This window comes from Vibrio litoralis DSM 17657 (genome assembly GCF_000426765.1).
Classification (GTDB): domain Bacteria; phylum Pseudomonadota; class Gammaproteobacteria; order Enterobacterales; family Vibrionaceae; genus Vibrio; species Vibrio litoralis.
Genome location: NZ_AUFZ01000016.1, coordinates 205,494 through 221,561, shown reverse-complemented (window position 1 = coordinate 221,561; position 16,068 = coordinate 205,494). Strand labels below are relative to the sequence as shown.

At 41.5% G+C, this 16,068-nt stretch carries 2 protein-coding genes; one reads left to right on the top strand and one right to left on the bottom strand.

The window, feature by feature from the left end:
- Window positions 1-230: 230 nt before the first annotated feature.
- Window positions 231-14,225 carry a T1SS-143 repeat domain-containing protein gene (locus K358_RS0104215; protein WP_027695645.1) on the bottom strand — a complete coding sequence of 4,665 codons (13,995 nt, stop codon included), beginning with the start codon at window positions 14,223-14,225 and terminating at the stop codon, window positions 231-233.
- Between the two features lie 453 nt (window positions 14,226-14,678).
- Here K358_RS0104215 and K358_RS0104210 point away from each other — a divergent pair, with 453 nt between their 5' ends.
- Window positions 14,679-16,067: an HlyD family type I secretion periplasmic adaptor subunit gene (locus tag K358_RS0104210; protein ID WP_027695644.1), complete on the top strand. Its 1,389-nt coding sequence runs from the start codon at window positions 14,679-14,681 to the stop codon at window positions 16,065-16,067.
- Window position 16,068 lies beyond the last annotated feature (1 nt).

Sequence of the window (16,068 nt, the reverse complement as noted above, 5' to 3'; positions counted from 1 at the left end):
GTTGCGAATCAGGTTTTCTGAATATTAACTGTACATACTCATTGCTATAAATAATGCGAAAGTCATGCCAATTCACATCTAACATTTAACAGCTTGTTTTTAATGAAGAACTTATTATCACTCGCTGAAATAATTTTTGCAGTGCACTGCTATGGTTCATTACAGATAAAAAAATACCCCAAAGAAGGCAACTTCAATGGGGTATCGATCATTCTCTCAACTATTAACTATTAACTATTATGTTCACTCATAAAGGCATTATGTTGAGCATACAAACTTGACACTATGTCACTTGAGCTCGCACCACTATCAAGTCCCAGACTGTGTGTGCTGATATTATCTAGCACTATCACTTGCTCACCACCTTGGTCGGTATTGACGGTTAAGTTGATTTTGCCATCATCTTCGGATGCGGTAATGTGAGAAAGTATCTCCTCCATTTGAGCTTTTGAAGTATCTCTATCAGAGAACAAATCGCGAATATCAATCTTATCAAGGCTCAATTCAAAATCTTTGATGACATCAATCGCCGGTGAAGCTTGAGTGCCAATATCTTGCTCTCGCCACACAAAAGTATCTGCCGCGCCATCACCGGTACCATTACGCTCACCACCCCATAACTCATCGTTACCCGCGCCACCGATAAGAATATCGGAACCACCCGCACCAATTAGAATGTCGTTACCTAAGCCGCCAATTAATGTGTCATGACCTTCGGTACCGATAAGCGTTTCATCACTATCATCACCGACCACCACCGAGTGTTCCGCAGCATTGTTAGCTTGCAGTACATCTTGCCCGTCTGGCTCAATGGTGACATTCACAGCTACTGACTGAGACTCTGAAATGAACTCATCATTTTCAGAGTTTTGAGAAACCGCTTCTACGGTTAAGTTATGTTGCCCTTCGTATAAGTCCGATAGATAAGCATTACTTAAGTCTTGCGAAGCTATAACCCAAGAGCCATCATCTTGCTGGCTACCAAGTGTTTGGCCTGATGCATCAACGACTTTACCTGAGTCTAGGTTATCAATTTTTATGAATTCCGCTTCAAAGGCTTGAACATGTTCACTTAACAAACCTAGTAGTGGAATCAAAGCTAATTGAGCAGCGGTTGAGGACACATTTGGCATCATCATTCGTGAACTAGCAAAACTTGCCATCATGGCCGCGGCAGGAGCCACTGATACGCTAATATCATCGCTATCGGTTAATTCTCCACCAGTGCCGGTATTACCATTATCGCTAGTGGTCATGGTGATTGTTGTATCACCATCGGTTTCAGGTACATATTCAATACCACCACTTAATAAGTCATTAATTGCGTCTAATTCACCCGTTAAAATTAACTGCCCAGAATCATCACCTTCAATAGTCACACTGCCAGAGTACTCATCAGGAACCGATAATGAACCGTTACCTGTCTCCAAGGTTACCGTAAGCTGACCACCTTCTGGTGCATCCACATCGGAAATAGCAAGGCCATTAATCGTCGTCGAGACACCTTCAACCGCATCTATTACTTCTGTCGGTACGGTATTTTCAGGCGTATCATTAACTGGCGTAACATCAACAGTAATAGTTGCTTGTTCACTTAATGGATCTTCAGCTACGACACCATTATCGACCGCGCGAATATCCAGTTCGAGAGAGCCATCCCAGTTGTTATTGTTAGCATCACCAGGATTAAAAATAAGACTATCTAAAGTCCCTGAATCACTAAGAATCGTCCAAGTCCCATCCCCATTATCCGTAATAGTGCCCGTTACGCCATCAGAGAAGCTAAAACTTGCCCCCATATCAATGGGTGCATTACTAATGGTGATTTGGATATTTTCTGGATCGTTTTCTACGATACTATCTAACGTAGATGTATTAGTACTTTTATTATCCACCGTAGATATATCTAATTCGAGAAGGATATCACCATTTTCAGAGCCTGAAGCGGCAGTCACTACACCGGTATCAATTTCATCAGCGACAGGTAATATCTCAACCGTAATACTCTTATTAATAGCAGCAACATCATCAAGAGAGTCTTCTTTGGTATAAACCACTACACCAACCTCAATAGTACCGCTGAAATTTTTAGGTGATACGAGTGATAATCCAGAAAAACTATATTCTTGTAAGCCCGTCGCGTTGGTAATTGTCCATGTACCATCACCATTATTGGCCGCACCATTAACCACAAACCCTTCAGGGATACCGGTTAAAATAATTGAAACAATGCTTTCTGAACCATCAATGTCTTGTAAGGTCACCGTACCTGCCGCAAGAGAAACACCTCCCGGGGTATCCTCATAACCTTGAATATTGCCACCAGTCGTGGACTCCACTAATACGTCATCATTAACTGCAATAACATCAATACTAACCGTAGTTTCAGGAACCTCTCTAGAATCGGTTTCCGTTCTGTTTCCATCTAAATCAAAAATCGCAGTATCAGTAATGACACCACTGACCGTGAAATCAACCTGACCACTAAAATCTTCATTTGGAATAAATTTAACATCCGATAAATCATCTGGCCCTAACGTCAATTCACTGACCAAATTATCTTCACCATCGAGGAAAAAACCCATCGATGGATCAACCTGAATAGTGAGTGATTCAACGGCTTCAATACCACCTTCAGTTCCACCTTCTTCCATATTATAGGAATCACCAAAAGTAATATTTGAGAAATCTAATATGATGGTAGCATCTTCATAAGCAATACCTTCATAAGGAACCTCAGCTTCATTTGATTCAGTTATAGGTTGTTTATTACTGTCTAAACCTTGACTCTCAATTTCAAGGTTTACATTAGGCCCAGCATCTGCAACAGGTGAAACGTTTACGGTAACAGTTTGAGTAGCTTGTTTAACATCACCACTTTCGGTATCGGTGCTAACGTATTTAATATCAAACTGGAAGTCACCCGAATAATCAGCTGGTGGAGTTAAGCCAAGCCCACTTAGATTAACCGTTCCATCAGCATTCAATGTTGCTTCGTAGACATATTGGCCCGTTTCAAAGTCATATTCTGCCCCAGTAATGGTTGCACCTTCAGGTAAATCCGCAGAGTCAATAACCACTGTCATGACATCATTCGGAATTTCACTTTCTTCGTCGCCATTTTGATCATCGGTTGATACTGAAACCGCATTATTAATCACAATCTGAGAACCTAAGTTAATACCTTGATCTTCAGTACCGATTACTACCGTATCTTCCACTATAATTTCAGCGGCTAGATCTAATAAATCATTAGTATTGTTTGAAAAATCTAACGAGATTTCACCAGTAATCGAAACCTCTTGGCTAACATCACCTTCACTGTTATCCCCTTGATCAACCACTTTGGCGACAACCTTAATGTCTACAATATCGGTAAACCCCGCAGGAGCCTGAATTTGAATATTGCTAAGGTTTCCGTCTTTAACCGTCCAACTCCCATCCCCATTGTTTACGGCACCTGTCACGACAAACCCTTGACCTTCGGGTAAACTGATCCCCGAAAAATCAATAACTAACTCGGTAATGACTTCATTACTGGATAAATCATTTTCCGCAAACATGATAGTACCCACACCACCTGAACTTAAATCAACCACACCATTGGCATCACAAGACACGGTGCCAAGGTCATCGATAATCTCATCACCATCGTCGTCAAGCCCAGAACTGATAACAATTTTTCCAGCTCCGGTTTCTGATGTGTATGGATCGCCAGGAGATTCAACTTTTGCATCAACATTAACGACTAAAGTGCCTTCAATATTTTCTTTAATGGCTGGAGCTTCAGGATCGGTCGCATCAGCATCATCTTGCTGAACAGTAATATTAGTGGCCAACTCAAAGTCTTTATCTGAATTGGGTGGCATGGATATTTTTAATTCAGCACCATTATCTAGTTGCTCCAAATAAGCATCTAAATTCAGTGAACCTTCCGAATCAAAGAATAATTGAGTTTGAGCACCACCTGCTTCAACGATATAAATCGAGTAGCCATCAGCATCAGTATCTGCGTCATCGGGTAAAATAAGTGTGAAGGACGTTACATATTCTTGGGGATCCGAAAAAGTAGGTTTCCAATTCAAAGTAACTAAGTCATCTTCCACACCGTTTGAAGTCGAAGTGTAGGTATCGCCTAAATCAATAACCGGGGCGACGTGAATGATAATATCTTTTTCAAATGTGGCACTGTCACCATCAGATTCAGTTACTACAACCGTTGCCTTTAACGTAATATCTTCGGTACTGTTTAATGGCGGCTCAACTTGAATATTATTAATGCTATCAAGTTCGACCTGGTAAATAGGTTGACCATTTTCATCCTGTCCTACATAAGTAAGCTCCAAAGCTTCACCATTACTTTTAATGATCAAACCTTCAGGAATACCCGAAAGCACGACTGATAACGTTTCTGAATCATCGCCATCTAAAGCATCGTTTTCACCTGAGGTGATATCAAAGTCAAAGGTTGCTACTCCATCTTCTGGAATGGTGATTTCAACCCCATCACTGGTTTGGTCATCAGGGTTTGGATTGATTGGCGTCCAACCACTATCATAATCAATCGTAATAATAGGCTCGTCCGCCACACCTTTAACTGAAATTTTAATCTCTTTGCTAACCGTTATATATTCATCATTATCAGTTGCAGTGGTGGGGCCCTCAAAAGTAGTGTTATCTTTTACAATACCTTCAACGGTGAGTGTGAAGTCACCACTACTTTCAGGTGCAGGCAAGAACTCTAATTGAGCTAAATCACTATATGGAATTTCGTAACTACCATCAGCTTCCAATGAAACTGGTTCACCATTAAGTAGTAGTTGAGAGCTGGTAGGAAGATTACTAAAACGTACGTATAATGTTTCAGAGCCATCGGCAGCATCAGAAGGATGGTTTAGAGTAATATGACTAGCTAAGTTAATCGCCACATCTTCATCTGATTCAATTCGAGAGACTTTAAGTGTTAAGTCTTCATCTGCGTCTGGCTGAACGCGCACTACGATATCGATTGGGTCAGAGTTCGCGGTTTCTTTACCTACAACAGCGGTTCCTTTTTCTTCACTTTGCGCAATAGCTTGTAATTTGATATCACCACTAAAGTCTTTATTTGGTGTCACTTTCAAGCTAGCAATATCATCTTTTGAAATTCGATATTGCCCATTTCCAAGATCCTCTAATCCGGTTCCGGATAAGCTACCATTGATATTGCCATTCTCATCAGGCTGTATGCTGACAATGTAGAACAAATCTTCAGATCCATCCTCATCGTTTAAATCGGCCAATAAACCATCAATAGCAATCGCATTATCTTCCGTTCCAATATATTCAGTGACTGTGGCTTCATTCCAGACAGGGATATCTGCAATACCATCAACACTAATTTCTAATTCTCCGGTGACAGACTGGAGATCGGAGGTATCTGTGGTTGATACTTGAGCATCAACCGTAAATGAAATGCCATCACTAGAATAATCTTCATCCGGTACAAATGTGATGCCTGAAATAGTCACTAAACCATCGCCATCGGGGTCACTAATAGCCTCAGTTGGAATTGTCACTACACCAGCGTTAGGCGAGAGTACACCACCATTATAATAAAATTGCCCATGAGGCTCGGCAGGTATTGTAATTGTAATAGAAGTTACCGACTCGCCACGATCGACATCCCCAACATCAATCGCCATAGAGACTGGGATACCGTTTTCTAAATAGTTTGTTCCATCGGTATTATCAAAAGCATCCAAGCCATCAACCAGTCCTTGACCATCTTCTTCTTGACCATGAGACAACTCAGGAAAGACAAAAATAGGGTCTTTATCATGGATATCTAGAGTTATCCTTCCTGAATCTTGGTCGCCATCTTTATCGGTGATCGTGATATCCATATCAAGCGTAATCGATTCTTGAATATCGGCGAGATCTGGGTTACTCACAAAAGTGACCACGCCTTCGCTATCAACGCTCATTTGGCCTAATAACTGATCACCGCTATACACAGGAACTGATGTGAAAGGTGATGGATGTGGTTCGATTGCACCATTAGGCTCATCAGCAAAGAAAAGGTTGATTGTAGCAATATCATCAGCCCCTTCACTTGCTGGAAGTAATGAGCCAATGATCGTTTCACCTTCATTTACATCAAAGGTATTGCCCGCAACACTTGGCACATCATCGTTTACCGTAACGGTAATAGTATTGGATGCATTGTAATCATTAACGTCAGTTGTATTTGGTACTCTATCGCCATCTTTATCGACAGCATAGATAGGTAACTGAATATCTAACTGTGTTCCAACGGTAGGGTCTGATTCATCAGGCGTCTCATGATCGAGCGCACCAGTAATAGTAAAGGTATATTTACCATCGGCGGAGAAAGTCACAATAAAGACTTCTCTATCATTTTCACCTGCGACACCGCTAAATGTGCCGTCGGAGTTTTCTCTTAAGGTAACGTCTTGACCTAATGAGGTTAAGCCTGGGTTCAATTCATTAAATAAACTTGGGTCGATACCAAAACTAGCAATTTCATCACTACCGAGTGCGATATCAATCTGTCCTGATGCTGTTTCTGAATCACTATCTGGATTAGAGCCTTGATGATTTTCCCCACCAGCATCAATGGCTGATTCATCAACAGACACACCTGAATCGGTAGTAAATGACGCGTCAATACCATCGGTAATACTCAAATCGACATTGACGGCATTATCAAGATAATCACCATCGGTATCTTGCACTTGTACTGGTAAGTTAATATGAATTTCGGTGTCATTGACGGTTACCCAACCAGATGCATTTTCAACAGATGAGTCTTGGTTGTGATCAAGTGGTAAGTGTTGAGTCATTGTGACACTAATCTTAACGCCATTATTTCCATCATCCTCTGCACTCAATTCAATCGTGAGGGCATCAACCCCGTTCACCTTCCCAACCAATGTGGCGGTATTTGGGTCAAAGGTGAAGACGATGGGCTGACCACCAGAGGTTAAATCCGCCTGTAACTCGGTAATAAGTTGGTCAAGATCTGAAGGTTTTATCTGGACAGTGGCAGGATCTAGCTTCTCAACACCAGCAGGGACATTAATTCCAGTAACTTCTCCGCTTACAGGATACCCATCAGTGTTTGGCACACTAGGATCCATTGGTGATAAATCACCTTCTGTAATCGCAATTGCCCCGGTTTGACCACCTTGCGCATTAGCGCCATCTTCAACGGAGAACACCAGCGAACCATCCGCAGTATCACCATCGGTATCAGTGGCGATTAAGCCCAATTCAATTTGAGTTAATTCGCTATCCGATTGGTCAATTGGGCCGGAAACGGTAACGCTGTATGCTCCCGTATCATCAATAATGACTTCAATAAGCACTGTATCATCTTCAGATTCAGAATCTTCTGCATATAATATTGCTGTACTTCCGTCTATCACCCAGTAAGTAGCGCCACCATTTGAAGTTAAAGTTAAATCACTTAGATTACCGTTACCATCCAACAGGTCGTCTGCAAATCGAATAGTTTCCACATCATCAGATCCAGCAGTAACATTCACTTGGCCTTTTGAGTTGGTCACAGCACTATCTGATGACTCAATCAAGACGATATCTGATGTGTCTTCTACAAATTGAGGATCGGTACCGTCAGCAACATTAATCGTAATTGTGGCATTGTTACTTGAGTCACCATCATTATCGGTAGCAAATACATCCAGCGTGATGCTGGTAATATCATTATCGTCATTGCTTTGCTCTAACGGTTCATATTGTTCGACTTGATATGAACCATCATACACACCATCAACTTCAACTAAGGTGATCACTAGCACTTCGATTTCGTCAGTGCCTGACTCACCACCAAGATAATAATAACGAACAACACCAGATTCCGTATTATCGACCAGAACGGATTGATCGTTAGAAAGTAAACCTGTAGCAGACCCTTTTTGTCCATCTGAAACAAACTGCATTGACGCGATAGTATCACTACCAATGTCGGTCGGAACTTGGCCAGTATAAATTTGAGGATCAGCTATACCGACATCCGCTTCGGTAATATCTATGCTGGTATCGGTTAATATTGGAGCTTCACCATCGGTAAATGAAACACTAATATCAATTGGCGTCTCGGTTGAACCATCACTACCAACTAACTTATCACCATCGGTATCAGTGATTTGAATTGGCACTTCAAAGATGATTGAATCTGCATCAAGATGATCGAGTGGTTGCTTTTGATCTAGCGACATCACAACCGTCACACTACCATCGGCATTTAGTGTTGGAGTGAAGGTCAAAATAAAGATCACATCACCATCTTCTGTAGTTCCGGTAACGGTAATGACCCCTTCATCACTCACAACTAAGGTATCATCAACCCTCACGACACGACCATCTGAAGTTAGATTCAAACCATCTATGCTTGATTTAAAAGAGGCATAATCATCAATGGTGAGTGATGTTGGATCGAGATCATCATTACTTGCTGCAATGGTGAAGGTTCCCATCCCTTTTGGATTACCCGGGTATATCAGGCTTTGACCGTTATCGTTCAAATCACCTTCACTAACGGTAATACTTCCATCACCCGTCACATCAGAGGCATTAGGATTGCCACCATCATTAATGGTAAGTGTAATCTGAGACCCAGTGGTATCACCATCCATATCGGTGGCAATAACATCCAGTTCAAAAATGGAAGAATTGGTATCTTCTGGTTGATCGATAGGCTCGAATTGCTGAATGGTATAACTGCCATCTTTGGCGTTATTATCAAAAATAATTTCTAAGACTGGCACATCTTCTCCGCCAAACTCAGCAGGCACAAAGACTAAAATCCTTCCATCTACGGATTGATCAACTCGAGTACCTTTACCGTTAGAGGTAATATCAAACAAGGCCTGTGCTTGAGCGTCGGTAAGATTAAATGTGATGGCATCAATTTGGTCACTGTTTGTATCAAGATCTAAACTTTCAGAAATAACGCCCGTACTTCCAGCTTCACCTTCCGTGAGTTCTGTTGCTTGAGATGTAATATTAAATACCGGATCTTGACCGTCATTAATCGTCACCACGACATCAACAGGCTCAGGGTCACCATTTTCATCTACTAAGACATCACCATCCGCATCTTCAATTTGCACGGGAATGGTAATGTTTAAAACATCATCAACAATACTGACATAATCGCCAGAGGTATCGACGTGATCCAATGGATGATTTTGAGTAACTGAAATATCAACATCAACATTCCCGTTAGCATTTTCTGTTGGCGTCAAAACAATCGACAATACTTCCTCGGTCGTATCAACCGAAGTGGCACTAATGGTAATTTCACCAGTAGTGTCATCTTTTGAAATCGTGATTGTTAGCTCACTACCATTAGCGGTTAATGCTTCAAGTTCTATTTGCAGCGTATCAAGTACCGTTTCTTCAATCACAAAAGTCGATGCAATTAATTTATCGGTTACTTGGTTGAGCGTGAAAGTATCTGAACCTTCCGCTGGATAACCCGCGATAGGTGACAAATCTCCTTCAGTAATATCAACTGTCGTACCGGTGCCTGTTGGATCTTGTCCATCAATGATGTCAATTAACGCTTGGGCCGATTCACTTAGGTCGCCATCTTTATCAATCGCAATCACATCTAAAGCTAGGTGAATGGTATCGTCAGGATCATTGGCTTGCTCTAGAGGTGCTGTCTGCACTACATCAAACGAACCATCATTATCCATGGTGATGGTAAGTACAGGGTTAGTTGTCGTCCCTTCAATGTATAAATAGATAACATTGCCAGCGACTTCAGCGTAAGTTGCTTGGCCATTACTGGTAATGCCTTCTAACGTTTCTTGTGTGGCATTCCATTCAAAACGGTCGATTGCATCCGAGCCAACGTCTAGTGTTACATTACCAGAAGCGGTACCACCCGTTGCAGTTTCATTAATTACCGCTAAATCCCCCGCACTGATAACAGGTATATCACCATCATTAATGGTGACAGTAACATTAGCAGGTGCGGTTAAGTCATCTCCATCCGCATCGAGAATTTGTACTGGAATATCAATGGTTAGTGACTCACCATTCACATTGACGTAAGTTCCAGTACTAGCAATATGATCAAGAGGGAGGCTTTGAATCGCAGAAATGGAGACATCGACATTACCTTCACCATCTTCGGTTGGGGTAAGAGTAATTGAGAGCGCTTCTGTTTCAGTACCGGTTAACTTACCAGTAATTGTTATAACACCCGTAGCTGAGTCTACCTCTATCGTAATATCAAGCGCAGTGCCACCAGATGTTAATCCGGTAAGTTCATTTTTTAATGGTCCTTCAAGTGACCCAAAAACATAGCCCAAAGCACTCGAATCAATCGACAATGTTGAAGCAACTAATTTATCGGTCGCTTGATTTAGTGTGAAACTGGTTGCTGGAGAACTGACTGGGTAACCATTCGGAGAAAGATCAGCTTCATCAATCGTAACTGTGGTATCAACGCCGGTAGGATCAACACCATCGAGAATGTTAACTACTAATGTACCGGAGTTACTCGGGTCCCCATCTTTATCAATAGCATTTAATTCTAAATTGAGATTAATTTGATCACTTTCAGCATTATCTTGCTCTAATGGCGCGGTTTGAACAATCTCATAACTACCATTAGGATTAACAGTAATGGTTAAAATCGGATCACTTTCTGCAGTACCACTCGCGAGATAAACAATGATCTGATTACCATCAATCACATAATCCGTCGCCTGATCATTCGATGTTAACGTTTCAAGTGTGCCAGCATCAGTTCCCGCGACAAAGTCAAATCGGTCGATATAATCTGAGCCTAAATCAATCGCAATATTACCCGTTGTACCCCCACCAGATGCAGTTTCGGTATATTCAGCGGCATCACCAACAGTGATTACAGGCGCAACATTATCTTCAACGGTAACCGTGACTTCTACCGGGCTGGTTAAATAGTCACCATCGGTATCTTGAAGTTGCACGGGTGCTTTAATAACAATATCGTCAGCTGTGACGGTTACGTAGCCGTTAGAGCTTGTTGCGGCAAGATGATCTAACGGAATCGTTTGTTCCCATGTCAATGTCACGGTCGCATCATTACCATCAGCCCCACTATTGACCGCAGACAAAGAGAGAGTAACAACCACGTCACCATTTAATGTCCCTTCAATCGCGCCTGTCTCAGCATTCACTGCAAAAACAATATCATCTACGCCATTATTAGAGGTGATCACTTCATTTAAATCAGCGATTAATTCTGCTAGATAAGACGAATCTTGAGGGTCAAATGCTACAGAACTTGGATCTAAGCGGTCATCCCCCGCGGCCACATCAAAACTCGTCGCTCCTGAATTAGTACCAGCAGGATCTAAATCTGGTTCTAAGAAAGTTAGAGAAGCCGTTCCGCCTCCAATAGCATCATCACCATCTAGGATAGTGATAACCGCAGTACCATCCGCAGTATCATTATCAAAATCGGTAGCGCGAACCAATGCATCAATCGTAATGGAAGCAGAGTTATCGGTGCCGTCTGAGGTGACTTGATCAAGCGGGCCAGATAAAGTCACGGTATATTGGCCATCAAGCTCAATCACAATCGAGAGAACTTGATTACCTCCACTGTCGGTGAGCGTTAAAGTATTACCATTCACTGTAACCGTTGTGTCTAAACCATTACTGGTAATACCGTCAAAGCTTGCTTGTTGATCAGCAGGTAAGAACACTAATGTTTCAATATTATCGGAACCAACGGTAAGCGGAACCTCACCAGTCTGGGTATCGGTATTTTCTTGCAACTCAGTCCCGGCATCTTGAGCAAAGACAGGGTTAGCTCCATCAATAATATCAATATTGGCTTGGCCTAAATTACTTTGGTCACCATCTTTATCGAACGCAGTCACATCTAATTGCAGATGAATGGTGTCGTCTGGATTATTCGCTTGCTCTAATGCCGCGGTTTGCGTCACTTCAAAACTGCCATCATTTTGAATGGTGATGGTTAGGATAGGATTGGCTTGATTACCTGGAGTGTAAACAATGATTTCATTACCAGTCACAAGATATTCAGTTGCGACGCCGTTGGTCATCAAACCTTCTAACGTAGGCTGATCAGCGTTAAATTCAAATCGGTCAATGGCATCAGAACCCGCATCTAAAGTGACCGTTCCTTCGGCATACCCACCCGCTGAGGTTTCAGTAAATTCAGCTAAATCACCAACACTTAATTGCGGAGCATCGCCATCCGAAATAGTCACTTCAACATTAACGGCTGAGCCCAATAAAGTGCCATCTGATTCTTCTATTTGAATCGCAGTATTAATTTTTATCTGATCGCCATCCATCCACACTAAACCTGAACTATTACCAGTTTCAAGGTGATCGAGTGGCTGATATTGAGTTACCGTCACCACTACTAGAGTACCTTCAAATAAAACAGTACCGTTGATATCAATGGACAGCACTAAATTACCTGCTGCGTCTCTTCCTTCAATGACCGTGTCATCACCACTTTTAAATCCAAAAGTGATCGGTTCACCATTTGCTGTTGTCAACTCAGCATTCAATTCATTAATTAACGTATTAACTTGCGTAGAATCAAACTGGACGGACTCAGCAATCAATCGATCAGTACCAGGAGCAACACCAATCGTGGTTCTGCCGACCACCGGATACTCATTTGGTTGGGTATCAGCTTCAATAATCGACACCACGCCAGTTTCACCACCAGTAGGTACATCACCATCATCAACAGTGATAATTACCGTTCCTGGTGCGGTATCTCCATCACTGTCCATCGCCGTAATCGCAATACCAACGGCTGATTGATTCGTTGACCCTTGATCAAAGGGTCTAACTAGTGTGGCGCTATACGTACCATCATTGTTGACTTCTAAAGTAAACACCACTTGGCCTAACACGTTATAAACCGTTAGCGTTTGGCCATCGACCTCATAAGTTGTAGGGAAACTTTGGCTAGTCGCACCATCTAACAATGGCTGATTAGCATTAATTTTAATTGAGTGAATTTCATCAGAGCCGACATCTAAAGGTACTTGCCCATTTTTAGTTATACCTAAGTCGCTGTCTTCATCGATAAATATGCCAGGATCTGTAGCGAACTTTATATCAACCCCATCATTAATATTGACATCGACTAAAATTGGCGAATTCAGTTCATTACCACCAATATCTTGACCTTGGATTTCTAAGTTAATCGAAATTTGATCATCCACATTAGTCACCAAACCCGTTGAGTTAGCACTTGGCAGATGATCTAAAGGCTTGGCTAAATTGACTTCAATATCAATTTGAACATCACGCCCACCCGGTGACGATGCTGTTAATTGAATCGTAAGATAGGTCTCACCATCTAATTGACCAATAATCGAATTGGTCTCTTCATCAAACACAAAAGTAAGTGGTTGGCCACCAGAAGTAAGTTCAGCGTTTAATTCTTGTAATAAGGTCGCTAGGGATTGAGGTTGAAAAGTAAACGTATCCGGCTGCAGCGCGAGAGTACGTGATTCGACTAAAATCGATTGCTGTGTAATAACAGGATAACCAAGATTACTGCTGTACCCTAAAGGTTGTAAATCCGCCTCGGTTAAAGAAATCGAAGCATTGATGCCGCCGGGCGCTTTCACGATAGGGATACCATCATCGGCATCATCTTGTGACAATTCCTCATCAAGGAAGCCAACCGTATCGTAACCCGCTTTAGTTAATACCGCATCACCGTCATAATCGACTTCAACAAAACCATCAGAGGCAGTTTGAACGAGAGATGAAGCCTGATCTTGAGCGTCATTTTCAGGCTCAGTATTTTCATCTTCCGGTTCTTCATCGTCTTCTGAGTCATTAATAACGTCTTCAGTTTGTGGAGGTGGCATATGTGCACGAATAATTGCAATGTCTTCAGGAGTTAATTGAGAATTTTTTAAGTCATCAATATTGACCCCTTGAGCGGAGCTTATCTGAGCAATCGTCATCCCCCCTTCATCATTGGTGATCACGCAAGAAACACAACCAACTTCAACCACTTGAGAGCCCGAATCCGTATTCACGATATATCTCGCATTTGGATTCGCCCAAATAACATCAGAATTAGAGAGGTGATATTCGCTATTTATCTGATTTAATGGTTTAGCGTGGTTTCCGACAAAGACTTCCCCACTGACTACCTCAATTTTTGCTTTATTTGAGCTCATCATATCCATACTACCGTTCCCATTTTCAGATTAACTAACGAAGACATTACAAAACTTTGAGACATCATATTGATATATCGAATAATAAATACGCTATCCTTAATCGATATATGTACACTGCATTTACATATTAAGCCATCAAAAAACCAACCCATTCACCATAAAAATAAATTACCCGCAATCAATAGATAATAATTACAAGTAATTGATAAACTTATATGAAATGACTTTACCTGCACACCAATGAAACATAATATATACATAAAAGTACAACACAACTCACAACCTCACATTTTTCCTATTCTTTTATTCAGACAGTATAGGAAAACAAGGCAGGTTCAGTGACATTTATTGTAAGTAAAATCTAAAGAACCAGCTTTCTTACAAGAAATCAACATAGAGAATATCAAGAATAAGGTTAGTATTGCCCCTTACTTTCTAGACAAGAAAAATGGACTTTCTATGAAACAAAAATCGACATCAGTATCAAAAGAGCATATGGACTTTGTCGATGATAAATCCACCGCATTGCTACTCAATACGCCAAAAAGTGCTCGTATCATTCTGTGGATCATTGCAACTTTCTTTATCCTCGCAATCGTCTGGGTATCAATTGCCAAAATAGATAAAGTCACGACCGGTTCAGGAAAAGTCATTTCTTCTTCACAAATGCAAGTGGTACAAAACTTAGAAGGTGGCATCGTCAAAGAAATGCTGGTTAAAGAGGGGCAATCGGTAGAAAAAGGTCAAAAGCTGCTACTTATCGACGATACACTTTTCCAATCAAACTACCGTGAAAAAAGCCAAGATCTGGCGAGCTTAAAAGCCGATAGCATCCGCCTACGTCAAATTATCAAAAGCATCATCATCAGTAATGACGCAGCCAGTTGGCAGGAAAAAGTACAACTGCAAATCGGTCCTCTCACTTTCGATAAAGAGTTTTCAGAAAAGCATCCAAATTTAATTGCTCAACAACAAAATGAATATCGCGATGTGATGGCCAACTTACAAAACCAACTCAATGTGACAGGCCAGCAAATCAAGCAAAAGCAGCAGGAACGAAATGAAACCAGAACTCGTATCAGTATTCTTGCTAGCAACTATCAAATTATTCAGCGTGAATACGGAATGACAAAGCCGTTAGCCGATGAAGGGGTTGTGCCAGAAATTGAAATTTTGCAACTACAACGCTCGATGAATGACAGCCGAAGAGAGCTCACCTCGGCACGCATGAAATTACCGGTTATCGAATCAGGAATTCAAGAGATTACCTACAAATACACCAATATCGCCTCAGACTTTGTGGCGAAAAACCAGCAAGAGCTTAGCGACGTTAGCAATAAGCTATCGAGTATGGCGGAATCACAAATCGGCTTAGAAGATAAAGTGAGCCGCACGATTGTCACTTCACCAGTGAAAGGCACCATTCAGAAAATTCATATCAATACCGTTGGTGGTGTCATTCAGCCGGGGATGGATCTGATTGAAATTGTCCCAACAGAAGATACCTTATTAATTGAAACCAAAATCGCGCCGCAAGATATCGGTTTTTTATATCCCGGCCTTAAAGCGATTGTTAAATTTACCGCTTATGACTTTACCAGCTATGGTGGACTGACTGGCACATTAGAAACGATCAGTGCAGACACCATACAAGATGAAGAAGGCAATAGTTTTTACCAAGTCAGGATCCGAACCGAACAAAGCCAGCTTAAAGATGCCAATGGTGAAGATTTACCGATTATTCCCGGCATGACGGCTTCAACCGATATCATTACCGGAAAACGCACTATTTTAGATTACTTATTAAAACCGCTCCTCAAAGCACAACAAACGGCACTGAGAGAATAAT